Source organism: Marinobacter sp. DUT-3, from assembly GCF_050379435.1.
In the GTDB taxonomy this organism is placed as follows: Bacteria; Pseudomonadota; Gammaproteobacteria; order Pseudomonadales; family Oleiphilaceae; genus Marinobacter.
In genome coordinates this window covers 253,920-272,446 of sequence record NZ_JBNRMG010000003.1, presented here as the reverse complement: position 1 = coordinate 272,446, position 18,527 = coordinate 253,920, and the positions used below count along the sequence as shown (strand labels likewise).

18 protein-coding genes and 1 pseudogene are annotated in these 18,527 nt (G+C 59.0%); 11 read left to right on the top strand and 8 right to left on the bottom strand.

The features are described 5' to 3' along the window. The first annotated feature begins 11 nt into the window (after nt 1-11). Nucleotides 12-824 (top strand): DODA-type extradiol aromatic ring-opening family dioxygenase, encoded by an 813-nt coding sequence (locus ACQUWM_RS06600; RefSeq protein ID WP_428921580.1) that lies wholly within the window; start codon nt 12-14, stop codon nt 822-824. Here the strand turns inward: ACQUWM_RS06600 and ACQUWM_RS06595 are convergent. Both ACQUWM_RS06595 and ACQUWM_RS06590 read right to left on the bottom strand, forming a co-directional pair. Further along, nucleotides 785-1,027 carry a hypothetical protein gene (locus ACQUWM_RS06595; protein ID WP_428921579.1) on the bottom strand — a complete coding sequence of 81 codons (243 nt, stop codon included), beginning with the start codon at nt 1,025-1,027 and terminating at the stop codon, nt 785-787. The genes ACQUWM_RS06600 and ACQUWM_RS06595 overlap by 40 nt on opposite strands. Then, nucleotides 1,028-1,693, bottom strand: a complete 666-nt coding sequence (locus ACQUWM_RS06590; protein ID WP_407002025.1) for a DNA-3-methyladenine glycosylase I — start codon at nt 1,691-1,693, stop codon at nt 1,028-1,030. An 89-nt stretch (nt 1,694-1,782) separates the two neighbouring features. Here ACQUWM_RS06590 and ACQUWM_RS06585 point away from each other — a divergent pair, with 89 nt between their 5' ends. Beyond that, entirely contained in the window at nt 1,783-1,959 is a 177-nt protein-coding gene (locus tag ACQUWM_RS06585) for a DUF2897 family protein (protein WP_407002026.1), read from the top strand. A 17-nt stretch (nt 1,960-1,976) separates the two neighbouring features. On the opposite strand, the gene ACQUWM_RS06580 is transcribed toward ACQUWM_RS06585, so the two are convergent. The 3 genes and pseudogenes from ACQUWM_RS06580 to ACQUWM_RS06570 form a co-directional block, all read right to left on the bottom strand. Continuing rightward, a complete protein-coding gene (locus ACQUWM_RS06580; protein WP_428921578.1) occupies nt 1,977-2,492 on the bottom strand; it encodes a copper chaperone PCu(A)C in 516 nt (171 codons plus the stop codon). Nucleotides 2,493-2,569: 77 nt separating this feature from the next. Beyond that, nucleotides 2,570-2,908: a zinc ribbon domain-containing protein YjdM gene (locus ACQUWM_RS06575; protein ID WP_407002028.1), complete on the bottom strand. Its 339-nt coding sequence runs from the start codon at nt 2,906-2,908 to the stop codon at nt 2,570-2,572. Nucleotides 2,909-2,978: 70 nt separating this feature from the next. Continuing rightward, nucleotides 2,979-3,402, bottom strand: a pseudogene (locus ACQUWM_RS06570) (histidine phosphatase family protein). A gap of 329 nt (nt 3,403-3,731) precedes the next feature. Between ACQUWM_RS06570 and ACQUWM_RS06565 the strand changes: the two are divergent. From ACQUWM_RS06565 to ACQUWM_RS06540, 6 genes are all read left to right on the top strand, one after another. Further along, complete coding sequence (locus ACQUWM_RS06565; protein WP_428921577.1) at nt 3,732-4,184, top strand: YaiI/YqxD family protein; 453 nt, start codon at nt 3,732-3,734, stop codon at nt 4,182-4,184. A 99-nt stretch (nt 4,185-4,283) separates the two neighbouring features. Beyond that, the gene (locus tag ACQUWM_RS06560) at nt 4,284-6,074 is read left to right on the top strand and encodes an ABC transporter ATP-binding protein (protein ID WP_428921576.1); all 1,791 of its coding nucleotides are present in this window, start codon (nt 4,284-4,286) and stop codon (nt 6,072-6,074) included. Nucleotides 6,075-6,170: 96 nt separating this feature from the next. After that, on the top strand, nt 6,171-6,944 hold the full coding sequence (locus ACQUWM_RS06555; protein WP_407002031.1) for an ABC transporter ATP-binding protein: 774 nt from the start codon (nt 6,171-6,173) through the stop codon (nt 6,942-6,944). Then, a complete protein-coding gene (locus ACQUWM_RS06550; protein ID WP_407002032.1) occupies nt 6,934-7,866 on the top strand; it encodes an ABC transporter substrate-binding protein in 933 nt (310 codons plus the stop codon). Before ACQUWM_RS06555 ends, ACQUWM_RS06550 begins: the two co-directional genes overlap by 11 nt. After that, a complete protein-coding gene (gene fhuB, locus ACQUWM_RS06545; RefSeq protein WP_428921575.1) occupies nt 7,856-9,886 on the top strand; it encodes a Fe(3+)-hydroxamate ABC transporter permease FhuB in 2,031 nt (676 codons plus the stop codon). The genes ACQUWM_RS06550 and fhuB overlap by 11 nt, the downstream gene beginning before the upstream one ends. Further along, nucleotides 9,873-10,688, top strand: a complete 816-nt coding sequence (locus tag ACQUWM_RS06540) for a (2Fe-2S)-binding protein (RefSeq protein ID WP_428921574.1) — start codon at nt 9,873-9,875, stop codon at nt 10,686-10,688. The genes fhuB and ACQUWM_RS06540 overlap by 14 nt, the downstream gene beginning before the upstream one ends. 172 nt (nt 10,689-10,860) lie before the next feature. Here ACQUWM_RS06540 and ACQUWM_RS06535 read toward each other — a convergent pair whose 3' ends face one another. Continuing rightward, nucleotides 10,861-13,038 carry a TonB-dependent siderophore receptor gene (locus tag ACQUWM_RS06535; RefSeq protein WP_428921573.1) on the bottom strand — a complete coding sequence of 726 codons (2,178 nt, stop codon included), beginning with the start codon at nt 13,036-13,038 and terminating at the stop codon, nt 10,861-10,863. Between the two features lie 228 nt (nt 13,039-13,266). Between ACQUWM_RS06535 and ACQUWM_RS06530 the strand changes: the two genes are divergently transcribed. Further along, nucleotides 13,267-14,355 (top strand): PQQ-dependent sugar dehydrogenase, encoded by a 1,089-nt coding sequence (locus ACQUWM_RS06530; RefSeq protein WP_428921813.1) that lies wholly within the window; start codon nt 13,267-13,269, stop codon nt 14,353-14,355. Between the two features lie 13 nt (nt 14,356-14,368). Here ACQUWM_RS06530 and ACQUWM_RS06525 read toward each other — a convergent pair whose 3' ends face one another. Next, a complete protein-coding gene (locus ACQUWM_RS06525; RefSeq protein ID WP_406988495.1) occupies nt 14,369-14,782 on the bottom strand; it encodes a GFA family protein in 414 nt (137 codons plus the stop codon). A 132-nt stretch (nt 14,783-14,914) separates the two neighbouring features. Here ACQUWM_RS06525 and dkgB point away from each other — a divergent pair, with 132 nt between their 5' ends. Next, nucleotides 14,915-15,724: a 2,5-didehydrogluconate reductase DkgB gene (gene dkgB, locus ACQUWM_RS06520; RefSeq protein WP_428921572.1), complete on the top strand. Its 810-nt coding sequence runs from the start codon at nt 14,915-14,917 to the stop codon at nt 15,722-15,724. 40 nt (nt 15,725-15,764) lie between these two features. Here the strand turns inward: dkgB and ACQUWM_RS06515 are convergent, their stop codons facing one another. After that, the gene (locus tag ACQUWM_RS06515) at nt 15,765-16,535 is read right to left on the bottom strand and encodes a glutathione S-transferase N-terminal domain-containing protein (RefSeq protein WP_428921571.1); all 771 of its coding nucleotides are present in this window, start codon (nt 16,533-16,535) and stop codon (nt 15,765-15,767) included. Between the two features lie 263 nt (nt 16,536-16,798). On the opposite strand from ACQUWM_RS06515, the gene dacB reads away from it, so the two are divergent. Next, nucleotides 16,799-18,385, top strand: a complete 1,587-nt coding sequence (gene dacB / locus ACQUWM_RS06510; RefSeq protein ID WP_428921570.1) for a D-alanyl-D-alanine carboxypeptidase/D-alanyl-D-alanine endopeptidase — start codon at nt 16,799-16,801, stop codon at nt 18,383-18,385. Nucleotides 18,386-18,527: the final 142 nt, after the last annotated feature.

Sequence of the window (18,527 nt, the reverse complement as noted above, 5' to 3'; positions counted from 1 at the left end):
AGGAGGATGACATGAAGACATTACCAAGCCTGTTCGTCTCCCACGGCGCGCCCACCTTTGCACTGGACCCTGGCCTCGCTGGCCGGGGTCTGGCTGAGTTGGGGCGTACGCTGAGTCGGCCAAAGGCAATACTCGTGGTATCTCCTCACTGGATGACACGTGGAGTAGAGGTGGGTACTGCTATCCGGCCAGAGACCATCCACGATTTTGGCGGATTTGATCCTGCCCTTTACGACATCGTATACCCGGTCACTGGCCAACCTGAGGTCGCCACCCGCGCCCTGGAACTCCTATCAAAGGCAGGCTGGCCGGCAACCGCTAATCAACACCGGGGACTCGACCACGGTGCCTGGGTGCCCTTGCTGCACCTGTTCCCGCAAGCCGATGTACCGGTATTTCAGGTGTCCATGCCATCGGACCTGGATGCGGATTCGGCCTTTCAGTTTGGCCGGACCCTTTCACCACTGGCCGACGAGGGCGTCCTGATCGTCGGGTCCGGTAGCCTGACCCACAATATCCATGAGTTCCGAAACAGACACGATGACGGCGAGGCTTATGCCAGCGAGTTCTCCGAATGGATCCGCCGCGCAGTTATGGATGGGGATCTTCACCGGCTCCAGAACGCCCTGGAACTGGCGCCCCATGCCCGGCGTGCACACCCGACCACGGAGCACTTCTTACCGCTGCTGGTCTCACTCGGCGCGGCAAGCGCCCCTTATGAGGCTCGCCTTATTGAAGGCGGCATCCAGCATGGGGTACTGGCAATGGACTCCTTTGTTTTTGATCATTGTCCATTGCCCTTCACGCCCAACCGGTCCAGGTAGACGTGAAGTTCCTGTTCACTGATGTTCACATACTCCAGCACCCGCCCGTACAACATTACGGTGGGCACGTTACGACCGTTCAGTTCACGCTGGGTTTCCTGAAGCACATACAGGATTGTCCGCTCTGTGCGCGTCAGGCCATCGCGAACATCGGGAATGACTTCACGCACTGCGTTAAATGAGGGCGATGTTTTTGACATCATTCACCCCACCGAACAAGACAGAATGCGGGACAGATGGCTATACGGCAGCCCGGTCTCCCGATGCCAGTTGGTGAACGCCTGCTGCGCCTGGACCAGGGCTTTCTTGCTTCCAGGTGTCGCGTCCAGCAGTTCCTCCCGCCGCAGCCCGGCGACCACATCCGGTGACAGGATAAAACCGTCCCAACCGATCCTGCGCAAAAAGTACTGAGCCGTGTTGCCGCCCAGACGTGCTCCGTTACGCTTGAGCCAAAGCAGCAGGCCCACCTGATCCTCGGATGGCCAGTTGCCCAGAAACGCGCCGAAACTGCCCTGCTCGCGGGCAGCATCGACGATCATACGGGCGTTTTCAGGGACCGTACGGATCTTCTGCATGTTTCGCACAATGCGTTCATCCCGCACCAGATCTTCCAGCACTTCCGGCGGCACCTGCTGCCAATAGAGCGGTACAAAGCCCTGAAACGCCGCCTCGAAGCCCGGCCACTTGTTCTCAATCACTCGCCAGACAAACCCTGCCTTGAAAATGCAACGGGTAACTTCGGACAGGTAGCGGTCATCTCCAATCGCTTCCAGCTCTCCGGCTTCCGCCACACGAGGCAGGAGTGAACGCAACGCCACCTCACCCCCTTTGTGGGCTGCGGCCTGGTCGTAAATTCTGGAGAAGGACATGATGCATTCTTCCGGGTTTCAGGTTGTCGAAACTGACCATTCTGGTCCACTATAAAAGAACAAACCAATCGGATCAGTGAGGCATACATATGCCAGCTATAGGATGGATATTCATCATACTTGCCCTCGGTCTGGTGCTTGGTAGCCTGTTTATGCTGCGCGATAGCGCCAGCAAATTCCGGATCTCTGACGAAAAGATGAAAAAGATCCAGCAGCGCAAAGCGGAGGTCGAGGCCGAGGAAAGTGCCGAGGACAAGGAGAACTAAGCTCCCTGTCCATGCTGTCAGTGGTGCTCATGCCCCTGCATGCCCATCTTGTCTTTCTTCTCTGGGGCCGTGGCGCTGTCCAGTGATTCAACATTCAGTTCAACATCCATTGCCTCTGCGCCGTCAAAGTTTACGGTCAGTGGAATGCTCTCACCTTCTTTCAGCGGCCCCTTCAGTTTTTCCAGCATCAGGTGATAACCGTGGGGTTTGAGTTCCACGGTTTCGCCGGCAGGGATGATCAGACCGTCATCCAGCGGCCGCATGCTCATCACACCATCGGTCATGGTGCTTTCATGAATGGACACATTGCCGGCTCTGGGGGTGTCGGCACGGGTAAAGGTAATATCGCTGTCGCCGTTATTGGTGATTGCCATATAACCCACTCCCATGGGCGTACCCGGAGGTGTGGGCCGGCTCCAGGGGTGATCAATGGTGACATCACCTCGAGTATAGTCGTGTGCCATCGCGGGTGTGGTGATCAGGGTGCTAGCAGCCAGCAACAGGGCAGCGGTCAGGCATTTGGTTGTGGTCATGGTGTCTCACGTAAGTTGCGTTTGAATGAAACGGGCAATCTGTTCAAGATTCAGGCAGTCCGGAAGGACTGATCAATTCACGCCTTTTTGACGAACTCCGATTTCAGCTTCATGGCACCAATGCCGTCGATCTTGCAATCGATATCGTGGTCACCATCCACCAGACGAATGTTCTTCACCTTGGTGCCAACCTTGACCACGGCACTGGAGCCTTTCACTTTCAGATCCTTGATCACAGTCACGGTATCGCCATCCTGCAATTCATTGCCGTTGGCGTCACGGATCAATTGTCCGGCCTCTTCGGCCGCCGTTTCCGCCTCACTCCATTCATGGCCACATTCCGGGCACACCAGTTGAACCCCGTCTTCGTAGGCGTACTCGGACTGACACTGCGGGCAAGGCGGAAGCTGGGACATGGAATGGTTCCTGTAGTGATATAAAGAGCGCCAAGTTTACCAGAAACCATGGTCCCTGGTGCGGCAACGACTAACCGCCAGGCGAAACCCGCGCCAGCACGGTCGGGTTCTCCGACAACGGCAGGGCAATGATCACCCCCTCGTTCGATGCCGGATACACATCCGTGAGCCGGGTAATATTGACCTGATGAGACACCAGAACAACAGGCGCCCCTTCTCCCAAGTCATTCACCAGTGCAATGGTCTGCTTCGTTGCCATACCGCCATCCCCGCGATTGCCGAAAAACGAATTCAGAGACGGCCACTCAGTCACTGTCCCCATATTCATTTCCGTAGCCGTCTCCATACACCGACACCACTGGCTGCTGAATACACGGGCCTGCCGGATCCCCGGTACCCGGCGCCAGAGCATGGCGAAGCATCAGAACTGCCCGGCCTTCCCGCAAGGCTTGCCAGGCTTCTGAATCATCTGATTTTGCGGGACCAGCCATCATCAAAAGGACGCAGACACATGCTAAAGCCAGGACTGCACCCGGATAACTGTTTATTTTCATTTTGTCTCCCCTTAAAGCGCTGGCCGCGGCGGTAACTCCTCAGTATGGTCGCGCCATTGGGAGGGGCTGTCCAAAAATTTCGGAGGCCATGGATGGCCGGAGAGAAGCGCACATGGATGTGCTCGTAGCGGTTTTTGGACAGCCCCTCCCAATGGTGCAAGCCCGCCAAAGATGCGATCCCGATAAACAATACGCGGAACAGACCTACCAAGCTCGCTACAACAAAAGGTAAACTTCATCCCAGAACCATACCGACAAAGGAACCAGCCATGCCAATCTGGGTCGACGCCGACGCCTGCCCCGTTCCCATCCGGGAAATCCTCTGCCGCGCCGCCACCCGCTGGCAAATTGACACCACCTTCATTGCCAACCACGCCATCAGCCTGCCTCCGAGTCCCTACATCAAGCGTATGCAAGTGCCCCAGGGCTTTGATGTCGCGGACAACGAAATCATGGATCAGATGAGCCCCGGAGACCTGGTCATCACCCAGGATATCCCTCTGGCAGCCGAGGCGATCGACAAAGGCGCCGACGTCTTCAACCCCCGGGGGCAGGCCTTCACCAAAGAAAACATCCGCCAGCGCCTGGCCATGCGCAACTTCATGGAAGAAATGCGCAGCGCCGGTCAGGTCACTGGTGGTCCAGCCCCGTTCAGCCAGACCGATCGCAAGGAATTCGCTGACAAGCTGGACCGCTGGCTGCAACGCCACGCCCACAAGTGATAATGATTCTGTTTTAAAACCCGGACAAATCCGCTACCCTTCCCGGCTTTATGCCTGTAGGTGCCTGTACCTGCGTGTTTCACGGGAGAGAAGCGAAGTATGTCCTCACACAGCCACACAACCACCAGCAGCTTTGCCGCCCTCGCCCGCCTGCTGAAGTACGCCCGGGGCTACCGCCGGCAGATCATTGCGGCCGCCACCTGCTCCGTCATCAACAAGCTCTTCGACATCGCGCCGGAAATTCTCATCGGTGTCGCCATTGATGTGGTGGTCAACAAGGAAGAGAGCTTTGTAGCTGGCCTGGGGTTCGAAACCGCCCAGGAACAGATCACCATTCTGGCCATTCTCACCTTCTTCATCTGGGCCGGCGAATCGCTGTTTGAGTACCTGTTCCAGATCCTCTGGCGCAACCTGGCGCAACGACTACAGTCAGACCTGCGACAGGACGCTTATGAACACGCCCAGCGCCTGGACATGAGTTTCTTCGAAGCCCGCAGTTCCGGTCAGTTAGTGGCCACTATGAACGACGACGTGAACCAGCTTGAGCGTTTCCTGGACGGCGGCGCCAACGCCATGATCCAGGTACTGGTCACGGTGGTCGCTGTGGGCGCGGTGTTCTTTGTACTCTCCCCGCTGATCGCGCTGCTGGCGTTCACCCCGATTCCCCTGATCGTCTGGGGCGCTTTCTACTTCCAACGCAAGGCCGGTCCTCTGTACGCCGATGTACGGGAAAAAGTGGGTGATCTGTCCAGCCGCCTGGCCAACAACCTCGGCGGCATTGCCACCATCAAGAGCTTCACCGCCGAGCAACGTGAGGCCCAGCGGCTGAAGGAAAGCAGTGAAGCCTATGTGGAAGCCAACCGTCGGGCCATTCGCATCAGCTCCGCGTTCATCCCCGTGATCCGCATGGCCATTCTGGCCGGCTTCCTCGCCACCTTTACCGTTGGCGGGATGATGGCTCTGAACGGCACCCTGAACGTGGGCGCCTACGGTGTGCTGGTGTTCCTGACCCAACGCCTGCTTTGGCCGCTGACCGGCCTGGCGGAAGTCATCGACCTGTTCGAACGGGCCATGGCCAGCACCCGTCGTATCCTCGACCTGTTGTCCGAACCGGTGCATGTACGCGATGAGGCCGGGAAAACTCTCAACAACCCCGTGAAGGGCGAAGTGGCGCTGGAAAACGTAAGCTTTCACTACCCCACCAGCGGCGCTGGCATCCGCGACATAGACCTGCAAGTGCCAGCTGGCAACACCCTCGCTCTGGTCGGTGCGACTGGCTCAGGGAAATCCACCCTGATCAAGCTGTTACTGCGATTTTACGACCCCAGTCATGGCGAGATTCGCATCGATGGCCAGCCCATTCAGAGCATCAGCCTGAAATCCCTGCGCAGCGCCATCGGCCTGGTGAGCCAGGATGTGTATCTGTTCGAAGGCAGCATTCGCGAAAACCTGGCGTACGGCAAGCCCGATGCATCCGATGCCGAGATCATTGAGGCCGCCAGAACGGCAGAAGCCTGGTCATTCATCGAAGCACTGCCCGACGGCCTGGATACCGCGGTGGGTGAGCGCGGTGTTCGCCTCTCCGGCGGCCAGCGGCAACGCCTGTCCCTGGCCCGCGCGCTGCTGAAGAATCCCCCGATCCTGGTGCTGGACGAGGCTACCAGTGCGGTGGACAACGAAACCGAGGCGGCCATTCAGCGATCCCTGAAACGAATTGGCCATAACCGCACCGTGATCATGATTGCCCATCGCCTTTCCACAATTGTCGATGCGGATTCCATTGCCGTGGTGGACGGCGGCAAGGTCGTGGAAAGCGGTACCCATCAGCAACTGCTTGAGCAGAACGGGGCCTATGCCGCCCAGTGGCGAGTGCAGACCGGCCAGGTTTAAAACCCGGTCGGCTCCCCAACATACATTGATAGTAATTCGCATTTAGATTATTCTGCAGGCCCTCAGCAACCATCCTTCAGACCCAAGAGAGCCTGCATGTCTGCGTTCTTCAAAGTATCCGGCCTGGGTGTGCACATCGGTGACGCCGCCATCCTTCGCAATATCAACCTTGAGTTTCGCGAAGGCGAAGTCACCGCCCTGCTCGGACACAATGGCTCCGGCAAGTCTACATTGCTGAAAATCCTGGCTCGCCAGATGTCTCCGTCGACCGGCGATGTCAGCGTGCTGGGCACGTCGTTCAACGGTACCGGAGCCCGGGAGTTCGCCCGCACGGTGGGTTACCTTCCCCAACACCCACCCGGAACCGACGGCCTGACGGTCAGGGAACTGGTGGCCCTTGGCCGCTACCCGTGGCGGGGTCCGCTGGGCCGTTACAACGATGAGGATTACCGACTGATCGACCAGGCCATCGACGATACCGGGCTCGGCCGTTTTCAGCATCGTTCCGTGGATACCCTGTCGGGTGGTGAACGCCAGCGTGCCTGGATCGCTATGTTGCTGGCCCAGCAGACCCGCTGCCTGCTACTGGATGAGCCGATTTCCGCGCTTGATGTAAAACATCAGGTGGAAACTCTGCGGCTGGTCCACCGCCTGGCCGAAGAGCGGGAGTTGACCGTGATAGTGGTATTGCACGACGTGGACCTCGCCGCCCGTTTCTGTGACCGCCTGGTGGCACTGAAAACCGGCGAACTGGTTGCCGACGGCAGCCCGAGCGAGATTATGGACTCCGGCATTCTCGAATCCATTTACGGTGTGCCCATGGGCGTTATGGAGCGGGCACCGGGACAGTGGGTTTCCTATGTTCACTGACCGCCAGCCAACACGCCTGATCGCGACGCTGCTTCTGATCCTGCTGCCCATGCTGGCCAGCGCCGCAACCTGGCAGCATGAATACGGCACCCTCACCCTTGACGAACCACCGAAACGGGTGATTACCCTGAACTGGGCGGCCACCGAAGCCCTGTTGCTTCTCGGCGTCACCCCCGTCGGGGTGGCGGATCGGGATGGCTACTCGGTCTGGGTCAAGGAACCGGAACTGCCGGATGGCGTAGCCGATATCGGCACCCGGGTAGCGCCAAGCCTGGAAGCCATCGCCGAACTGAAACCGGACCTGATTGTCACCAGTTCCGAAATGGCGCCGGCCGCCGATCTGCTGGAACGGATCGCCCCCACCTACGTGATCAGCGTGTACAGGGAGGGAAGCCAGCCGTTCGACAAGGCCCGGGAAATGCTGCTGACACTGGGCGACATGCTGGATCGCGAGGCACGCGCGGAAGCTATCCTGGCGGATATAGAACGGACCCTGAAGACCCAACGCCAACGCCTGGAAAACGCCGGCATGACTGATAGGCCGGTCGCCCTGGTGAACTTCCTGGACGATCGCCATGTGCGGATCTATGCCCCCAACGGCCTATACCAGAGAGCTCTTGAGGGGCTTGGCCTGACCAACACCTGGTCACGGCAGGGCAACTTCTGGGGCTTTTCAGTGGTCGGGCTTGAGGCGATTGCCCCCTATGAAGACAGCCGTGTCGTGGTGATTTCACCAACCCCGCCCGGACTGTCGGATAATCTCGCCAGCAGCCCGTTCTGGACTTACCTGCCACCAGTAAAGCGTGAGCAGATCTATCAAGTGGACGCCACATGGCCATTTGGCGGCGTGTTTCCGGTTAAACGACTCGCGACGCAGCTTGCCGACAGCTTGTTGGAAGGAGGGGCCGACAATGTACGCTGACACTTCCCCCCTGCCTTCGGCACGCCCGACCATTCCGGCCACACTACCAACGGCAGCGGTGATTCTCTGGCTCGGCGCCCTCATCGCCAGCGCCACGCCCTGGCTGAATCAGCTGGAGCCTGCAGCGCTGCTCTCCGCATTCTGGACATTCGATCCCGATCAGTACGCCTCGGTGCTGGCCCATTACAGCTGGGCGCCCCGCGTATCCATAGCCATTATGATCGGCTGTGGATTGGGCCTGGCCGGAGCCGTCACCCAGCAGATCCTCGGCAACCCCCTGGCGTCTCCCACGACGCTGGGTGTCGAGGCCGGCGGCCAGTTTGGCGTCACCGTGGCCACCCTGTTTGCGCCCGGCCTGCTGGCATTCAGTCCGGACCTGGCCGCCATGGGAGGTGGCTTGCTGGCTATCGGACTGGTCGTCGCACTGACCTGGCGCCTGGGCTTTTCACCAGTGACGGTCATTCTCGCCGGCCTGGTGATTACCTTTTTCCTGGGCGCCATGAACATGGCCTTCCTGCTGCTCAAAGGGGAATGGCTCGGCAACCTGTTCATCTGGGGGGCTGGCTCCCTGGTTCAGAGTAACTGGGAGCCGTTCATGGACCTCTGGCCGCGGGTACTGGTGCTCGCATTCCTCATGTTACTGCTGATTCGACCGTTGCAGTTGCTTCAGTTGGGGCAGGCATCCGCCAGCTCACTGGGCGCGCGGGTGGCGTTGATCCGCATGCTGGCGCTGTTCCTGGTGGTATTGATGAGCACCACGGTGGTCGCCCGCGTCGGCGTTGTCGCGTTTATCGGGCTCGCAGCGCCGGTGCTCGCCAGACTCCTGGGCGCACGTACCCTGGGCAGCCGTTTGCTGTGGAGCACGTTAATGGGCGGCGGACTGCTTCTATTGGCCGACACCCTGGCGCACTGGGCTTCCACCTGGGGTGATGGCTCCCTGGTACCCACCGGAACGACCACGGCACTGATTGGCGGGCCGGTCATCCTCATGGCCCTGCAAAGCTTCCGGAATACCCACCATATGCCTGGCCAGGAATCGAGCCCGGCTGGCTTCCTGCCGAAACGACGCTCGCCCTTCATGGTCAGTGGCGTTGTTGTGGCTCTGCTGCTAATCACCATAGTGGTGTCCATGAGCTGGTCCCCGGGGCTTGAGGGCTGGAACTGGACGGCCATCAGCCAGTGGCACGAAGCCTGGGTCTGGCGCGGCCCCAGGCTGCTTGCGGCAACTCTTGCGGGCGTCGCCCTGGGGCTGGCCGGCACGCTGATCCAACGCATGACCGGCAATCCCATGGGTAGCCCGGAGATGCTGGGCATCAGTGGTGGCGCAGCCCTGGTCATGGTCATGATCGTGCTGTCCGGCCTGGAAGTCGGGCGCGTCGGTCAGGTTGGCGCCGCCACCCTCGGCGCCGCCTCGGCGCTCGGCCTGCTGATCCTGTTGGCACGCAAGCACCGGTTTGCCGGCAACCAACTCCTGCTTGGCGGCCTGGCGTTGTATGTATTCATGGATGCGGGGCTGCGACTGGTGATGGCCTCGGGTGGCACCGTGGCCTCCCAGCTTCTGAACTGGATGTACGGCTCCACCTGGCTGATTTCGGAGAATGAAGCCTTTGGCCTGATGGCATTTGTTGTCCTGATCGGCGGGTTTCTGTGCCTGGTGGTCCGCCCCCTGACCCTTTTGCCACTCGGCGACACCTCCGCATCATCGCTGGGCTTGCCGGTTGCCAAGGCTCGTTTGCTGCTTCTGCTGGTCGCGGCGGTGCTGACCGCTTCCGCCACGGTGGTGATCGGGCCGCTGAGCTTCGTGGGACTGATTGCGCCCCACCTGGCCCGCGTGCTTGGCCAGCAGACGGTTGGCCGCCAGATGGTGGTCGCAGCCCTGGTCGGCGGGCTGCTGCTTGCCGCCGCCGATTACCTGTCCCGCATTGTGGTTTATCCAGGTCAGTTGCCAGCGGGACTACTCGCGGCCCTGGTCGGTGGCGTCTACTTCCTGTGGGGGCTGAGCCGCCATGGTCGCGCCTGAAACGGAACTCCGGCAGTGGCCGGAGCTGTATCGCCAGTTGCTTGTCGAGGCCGGGCTGGATCGGGACACGGAACTGGCCGCAGCCCTGCAACCTCAGGATACCAACCGGCCGGCGCTGTTCTCCCTGTCACAGGCCCTCCACCAGCCAGATTTACTGAGGCAGCAGGTTCGCGCCGATTACCCGGACGCACAAAGCGGCCGAGCCGTCACCGCGCGTTTGTCTGTGCTGCAACAGGAGCTTGTCCTGAACATCATCGCGCCTCTGACCTTACGGCTTTTTCTGCATGGGGAAGCGCCCCTGCCGGATCCCGACCGGATCTTTTTCGGAGCATTGCGCCCTGGGAAGGAGCAGCCATCACGCTGGTTTCAGGCAACCACCTTGGCCCCGGTCAACGTGAGTGATTTTGTCAGTGGCGTGGAAGCACGGGTGAATGCCTGGTACCCGATATTCCGGCAGGCATTCGGCGTGAGTCCTGGCGCTTACTGGAGCAGTATCGGGCTGGGGCTCAGCGCGCCGTTCTCAGTGGTATGGAACCGTGGCGAGCCGGCTGCCGTTTGCCGGCTGGCTCAATCATGGCTGAAACAGTTCGAGTGCGATGCCAACCGTTTTATAGACTGGATTCCCGCAGAGTTCAGCGGCCATTCATGCGCTCTCCCTCAGCGCAAGGGCTGCTGTCTGCAGTATCTGTTACCGGAGGGCGGTTATTGCGGGACTTGCGGTATCTATCGAAAGGAACGCATGGCAACGCTCAGCCACCAAAAGCCGAGATCAACACCAGCCCAATGGCAGCCAAACCTATAAGCAGCCCGGAACTTGCGGCTATTTTTAATCCTTCAATCATTTCCTGCTCGGGTGTCATTCCCTGCCCTCCCTTCAGTCTCTGCAGTCGCTGATCAAAAAAGTATGGCCAAGCCGGCTTTCCCCGACTGATTCCATGCCGGAGCAGGAAGAGCGCTCCTGCTCCGGCCCGCGATCAGTACCTCCAGGAAACCGTCAGGTTGGCGTTGGCCGGCTCTCCGTAAAAGCCCTGGGCCGAGGCGCCGAACTTCTTCAGGCTCTCGATGTATTTCTCGTCAGTGACGTTGTTCACATTGAGTGTGGCATTCCAGTTGCGGGCAAAGTCATAGCTGGCCATCAGGTCCAGAACGGCGTAGCTGCTCTGCTCGGTGACAATCGTGGCCCCGGTATTCGGACCAACCGTGGCAACGCCCTGATCCTGGCTGATCCCTGACTGCCAGCGTATCTGACTGCCCAGCTCAAGGCCGTTCACACCAGGCACTGTCCAGGTACCGCGCAGTTGCGCCAGATGCTCCGGAATAAATTCCCGTGTCGAGTGTCCATCCGCGTCTTCGATATTGACCCAGGTATACCCGGCAAACACCTGAATGCGATCAGTCACATCCCCCACAAACTCCAGCTCAACGCCTTCACTGCTGATCCCATCAACGCCACGGTAGAAGGTATCCACACCGTTCTCAAAAGTACCTGCGGCCTCGGCCAGGTTCTCCTGTTTGGTCCGGAAAATGGCCGCAGTTGTGTGAACGCGGTCATCAAGGAACTCGCTCTTCAGCCCCAGCTCATAATTCACGCCGTCAATCGGGTCCAGACGATCCCGGTTGATGTCCTCTTCCGTTTGCGGAGTGAATATTTCGGTGTAGCTGGCGTACACGGAATGGTTGCGGTTGAGATCGTAAATCAGCCCGGCATAGGGGGTATCAATTGCGTCATAGCTGGTGTCTTTGCTATTGCCGTAATTGGTACCCTCGGAATCCAGCCAGGTCAGACGCACACCGGTGATGGCCGTCAGGCGATCCGTCAGTGACCAGCGGGAGGCCAGATAGGTGCTGATTTCCTTGTCGGTCCAGTCGGATCCATCCACACCCGCATCGAACGTCGGTTTGGAATAGTTACCGTCCCACTCCTCCAACGGCGGCAGCGGATTCCCGATACCCTGGCCGTAGCGTGATTCATCTTCGGTTTCCGAACGTGACCAGGTTGCCCCCAGAACCAGTTCATGGGTGCGATTGGCCAACTGAAAAGGCCCGGTGGCATAGGCATCCACCACCAGCTGCTCCACGTTCAGGTCATACTGACTGGCGTAAGCCATCAGCCCCTCGCCGGTTTCCCGGTCGGGCACACCAAACTGATAGAACAGCTCGGATTCGCTGTCCTTCTCAAGGCGCAGCACCGAACCCCTGGCTTGCCAGCCGCCACCCAGCTGTTGCTGCAATTCAATGAAGCTGTTGTGATTGGTATTGTCCCAATAGGACCAGTCTGAGGCCGTGCTGGTGGAGCGCTTGAAGTCCGTTGCCGATCCATCGGTGTAAAACAGCGGCAGGGCCCCCCAAAGCGGGCTGTCAGTATCAGAGGTTTGAGTGGCATGCCCCAGAGTCAGTAATGTGGTGTTGGTGATGTCAGCCTCCACCACACCATAAAACATCTGTTTCTCGTTGCTGTAGCGATCGAGATAAGAATCCCGATCCTGGTATCCCGCGACAACACGACCACGCACCTTGCCAGACTCAGATACTGAACCGGACAGGTCACCGACAATACGCCGATTGTCCCAGGAGCCTCCGGTCACAGCCACGGAGGCCTGTGTGTCCGCCGTGGGTCGTTTGCGGATGAAGTTGATCGTGGCTGACGGGTTGCCAGAGCCAGTCATCAAGCCGTTGGCACCACGGAGTACTTCAATCCGGTCATAAAAAGCGGTATCCAGGTCGCCCTGAACATTGTCATAAACTGCAGGCAGGCCCACGCCGTCGTATTGGAAGTTGTTGATATCAAAACCACGAGCGGTGTAATAGGTGCGGTCCGTTTCTACCGATTCGACAGTTACCCCGGTCGCGCCTTCAAGCACGTCGTTCACATCATCCTGACCAAAATCGTCCATCTGCTTGCGGGTAATGACCGTCACAGCCTGCGGAGTTTCCCTGTGGGACAGGTCCATTTTCATCGCAGTGCTGGTTGTACCGGCTTTGTAGCTACCGGTGGACTCAGAAGACTCCGCTCCCCTGTCTGCGGACACCTGAATGGCATCCAGTGTGGTGGTTTCCTGCTCCTGGGCGACGGAAAAACCGGGCAAACTGGCCCAGAGGATGGCACTGGCCAGTGCTTTGCGGCGAAAGCCGGTGGTCGGGGACTGCGGCATGACTTCTCTCCTGACTCAGAATGATTACAAACGGCGCATATACTAATGCGAATCATTATTATTTTAAACATCAAACAATAATTAATTCTGAATAGACTGGGCTCGTTTTTACAACTCGCACCTGAGCTTGAGAGTGCTACCCTGAAGAATGGCCCCGGTAACGCACAGAGGACAGGCATCATGGTCGAATTATTCAGGTCGGCAGCAACATTGACACTGGGCGTGGGTATGTTGGGATGCCTTCCCTATGCCGCCCTTGGCGACACATTTACTTCGAACAAGGCAAACTTCAGGCTGGAGACCATCGCCACTGGCCTGGCGTACCCCTGGAGCCTTGCCTTCCTGCCGGACGGTTCGCAACTGGTGACCGAGCGCAACGGTCAGCTGCGGCGCATCCGCGATGGAAAGTTGCAAGATACCCCCATCGACGGCTTGCCCGAGCTGGTGGTGTCCGGCCAGGGCGGCCTGCTGGATATCATCCTCCACCCCGACTTTGAACAAAACCGCACCCTCTTCCTCAGCTACGCCCACAAAATAAGCCGGGAGGGCATGACTACCCGCGTTGCCAGGGCAACCCTGAACGGGGACCAGCTTGAGGATGTGGAGGTTATCTTCGAAGCCATGCCGCGGGGAGACACCGCCCGGCACTTCGCCGGTCGCATGGCATTTGATGCTGACGGCAACCTGTACGTGGCCGTGGGCGATCGGGGCGAGATGGATCGCGCGCAGAATACCGATGACGACGCCGGCGGCGTCCACCGCATCACCACCACCGGCGACCCTGCTCCCGGCAATCCGTTCCTGGACGATTCCGCCGTCAACGATACCTTCTTTACCTACGGCAACCGCAACATCCAGGGCATGACCATTCACCCGGACACCGGTGAAATCTGGAGCCACGAGCACGGCCCCCGGGGCGGCGATGAGATCAATATCATCCGCGCCGGCCACAATTATGGCTGGCCCAGGGTGACCTACGGAATCGACTATTCTGGTGCAACCATCTCTGGCAAAACCACCATGGAGGGCATGACCGATCCCCTGCACTACTGGGATCCGTCCATTGCCCCGTCCGGCATGGCGTTCTACACCGGGGACCAGTTTCCGGAGTGGAAGGGTGACCTGTTTGTAGGCGCTCTCAAGATGCAGAAACTGGTTCGTCTGGGCATTGAGGACGAGGAAGTGACAGAAGAGGAAGACCTTCTGGAGGCTCTCGGTGAACGTATCCGCGATGTGCGTATGGGGCCGGATGGCGCGCTGTGGCTGCTGACCGACTCATCCAAAGGCAAGGTCTACCGGGTGGTGCCGGCCCGGTAACCGCTTACGGTTATCAATGGGGGTCGTTGGTTCTTTCGGTCTTCTCGAACTGGGGAATGTCGTCAGTAATTTCGAACCAGTCGGATTTGGAGCCCACGAAGACGTGTTGCGCCGGTCCCTTGCCAAGCGGTTCGTTGATAACACCGACGCGTAACCGCAGGATGCCGGGTATGGCGTCCACGCGACTGTACAGGTGACTGCCACAACGACCGCAGAATGCGCGATATTTTCCGGGACGTGATTCGTACTCCCGGACCTGATCTTCGCCACTGACGAAACGAAAGCGAACTTTCTGCACCGGCGCACTGGCGGAGAAGGCACTGCCGTGGGCACGGCGGCACTGGCTGCAATGGCACAGGGCAACCGGTCCCAGGGGACCTTCGTATTCAAAGGTGATGTCGCCGCATAGACACTGGCCGGTCAGCATGATTTGCCCTTTTGCTCCGCGCTGCTGTGATAGCTGATTGGGTTACAGGGCCGCCATGATACCTGCGGGCCACTTGAAGAACCAGTACGCGGACACCACATTAAAGACACAGAATTCGCAAAGGAGGACACCATGTCATTCAGCGCACTTCCAGAGATCGGTATGGGTACTTTTCGCCTGAAAGGCAATGACGCCAGAGACGCCGTCAAGAGCGCCTTATCCCTTGGCTACCGCCATATCGACACCGCCCAGATGTACGAGAACGAGGCGGAAGTGGGCGATGGCATTGTTTCCAGCGGCATTCCCCGCCGGGAGATTTTCCTGACCACCAAGATCTGGCACGACAAGCTCCACGCCAGCGACCTGATCAACAGCCTCCACGACAGCCTGGCGCGGTTAAAGACGGATCACGTGGATCTGGCATTGATTCACTGGCCCTCGCCGGGAGACGAAGTACCGATGTCCGAGTACCTGGGTGCGTTGCGGGATGCCCGGAGAGAAGGGCTGGCCGACCACATCGGTATTTCCAACTTCACCTGCGCCCAGATGGACCAGGCAAAGGATATATTGGGGGATACCCCGATCTTTACGAATCAGGTGGAGGTTCACCCCTTCCTCGGTAATCGCAAGGTCATCGAGCACGCCCGGGCACTGGACATCCCGGTAACAGGCTATATGCCACTGGCGGTGGGCAAGGTCATGGAAAATGACACCCTGATCCGTATCGGTGCCGAGCACAACGCCTCTGCTGCACAGATTGCCATTGCCTGGATAGTCTCGAAAGGAGTGGCTGCCATCCCGTCCTCCACCCGGCCCAGGCACCAGAAGGCCAACCTGGATGCCTTGAATATCAAGCTCAGTGAGAAGGAGATCGCCGCCATAGATCAACTGGACAGGAACGAACGCATCGCCAATCCCGGATTCGCTCCGAACTGGGACTGACAGACGCAAATGTCATGGGGCAAGACAGCCAAGGACAGCATCAACTGACGTAAGTAGCATCCAGGTATTTCAGGATACGGGACGACTCAAATAACCCCTCGCCAGTATTGGGATCCTCCAGATACGGCACCTGCACGCGCTTGTGAACCTGAAAGAACGCGTCCCGCTTGCCACCCGGAATCGGCGTGTAGGGCCCTGGCTTGATACGCTGCTTTGCCGGCCCGATCTCGGTCCAGTGTTCCTTGCCCAGATTATGGATGGTGTAGGGAATCTCCAACTCACACAACTTCTCACGAACCAGGCGGGAGAAAGGACTGCCCTCAAAGCTCCAGAGGTGCAACGGTTGCTGCGGCGCTTTCGCAGGTGTGGCTCTCAGCCCCCGCAGGGCACTGGCGGCGGATGCCAAAGAACCGAGAGCCGGTTGGTAGGTTTTGCTCCGATAGAAGCCGGGTACTGATCGGTTACCGTACTCACGGAACAGGTAGGCCACGATGGCCTCGGACTCATACATCACCGTGTCGGAATTCTCGTCCACCAGCAGAGGAAACTGCTGCTTGCCGCCGACAGCCTCGGCTTCCGGCCGGAACCGCCTTCCCCCTTTCGGGCATGGACGAATCTCAGCATCCAGATTCAGCGCAGTCAGCGCCTCCCTCACCCGGCGGCAGTAGGGGCAGGCTTCGATGTCATAGAGTACAAGCGGTTTCTCCGGTTGCTTCCCCTGCTTCACAACCAGGCAACCACGCCATGCCGCCAGTGATGAAGTGGCGACCGAACCCAGCACGTTGACGTTATGGACGAACAAATTGGACATGATTGATGTCTCCATGACGAAATAAGGTTGGCCGCCATTATCACTCAGGCACACAAATTTCCATTGGCTCACGGAACCCGGTGTCGTGTTCATACAGCGCACCTTAACTACCTGATTCCAAAGGGACCTTACAAGCCTTCACAAAAATGCAATATAAACAACGACTCTACTGGCATTTTTTAACGTCATGTAGAGCTTTTCCACATAGTATGATCCGCAAATTTGGGCTATTGTTGTCGAATAACACACGGATGGGTCCGGCCATGTTCACGTCAGCGATATTCCGCTTAAAACAATCTGTCTTCCGTTGCCAGCAAACGTCGCCTGATCGTCGCCCTGGCCTGCGCGCGCCGACAACGTTTGTCGCTGGCGCTGCCGCCTTTGCCCTGGCTTGCAGCCCGGTTGTTCTTGCGCAGGATGAGGCGACCAGATCCGAAACCAGAACCTGGAGCAATCAGGTCCGGGATTACGCCGTTGAGTCGCTGAGTAATGACAATGCCCTGAGCATGGCCGCCATCCCTCTCAATGGACCAGGTATTGACCAGTACATCAATGCCGATGCGCTGATGAGCCCCGGCTCAATCATGAAACTGGTCACCACTTACGCAGCCCTGGAAATACTCGGCCCCACCCACCACTGGGATACCGATTTCCTGACGGATGGTCAGCTCACCGGCAATACCCTGGACGGCAACTTCTACGTCAGGTTCGGAGGCGACCCCAAGCTGACCCTGGAGCGGCTTTGGAGCACCCTGCGGGAACTGCGCGGCATGGGCGTCACAACGATCAATGGTGATCTGATCCTGGATGGCGATTACTTCGAAATTGCAGGCGGGCTGCCGACATTCGACGATAACGGTAACAACCCTTACGCTCCCTTCCTGGTGAAGCCGTCCGCAGTACTGACCAACCTGAACCTGATCCACTTCCAGGTTCGTGCCGACGAGCGTGGCACCCAGGCCTGGAGCGCCCCGGCCCTGAGTGAAGTGGTGATAGATAACCGGGTAACGGCCACCGCTGAAGGCCCCTGCCCTTCCCGCCGCGGCTTTACATGGGAGCCGGTGTTCCACACAGATCAGCGGGTGACCGTCCGGGTAACCGGTGAGTTGCCCCAAGGCTGTCGCACCACCGCTTACCTGTCACTGCTGCCTCACGAACAGTACACCGCATCGCTGATCCGCTCCCTGTTATCGGAGATGGGAATCACCCTGGCTGGCAACAACCTCACCGGGACCACCCCTGACGATGCCCGCCTGATGCTCAAAACCACGTCACCGGACCTGGTCACCATGGTGCGGGATATCAACAAGTGGAGCAGTAACGTGATGGCTCGCCAGTTGTTGTTGACGATTGGAGCGGAAAGCCGCGTCGAAGGCGAAGACGATGACCGGGTCGCCGGGATTCGCGCAATTTATGAATGGCTGGAAAACAAAGGGGTGTCCACTGCCGGCATGGTGATCGATAACGGCGCGGGGCTGACACGCCATGGCCGGATTACTGCCCGCCAGGGCGCCCAGATCCTTCAACACGCCTGGAACAGTCCGTTTTCCGCAGACCTGATGGCATCCATGCCACTGATCGCGATGGACGGCACCATGGCCAGGCGCCTGCGGAATGTCGGCATGGATGGCCTGGGCCGGATTAAAACCGGCTACCTGGAAAATGTCCGTTCCATTGCCGGTTTCACCCGCGATGAAAGCAACACCACCTGGGCTGTGGTCGGTATGGTGAACACCGATCCGGCCTGGAATGGCCAGGCCGTGCTTGACCGCATTCTCTATTCACTGCACCACCAGCCTCCGGTAGGAACCACCCTGTCCAAGGCAGAAGGTGGCCCTGAAATCCGCTAAAGGGCCGCCAGTTCCCACCTTTTCTCGCATTTTCTTGCCAACCTTTCATGTCGACAACGGAACTGACTGCTAATCTTATCCGTAGCACCAACAGACACTCTGGATAAGAGCGTCCATGTGCGACTCCGGATCAAGGCTGTAC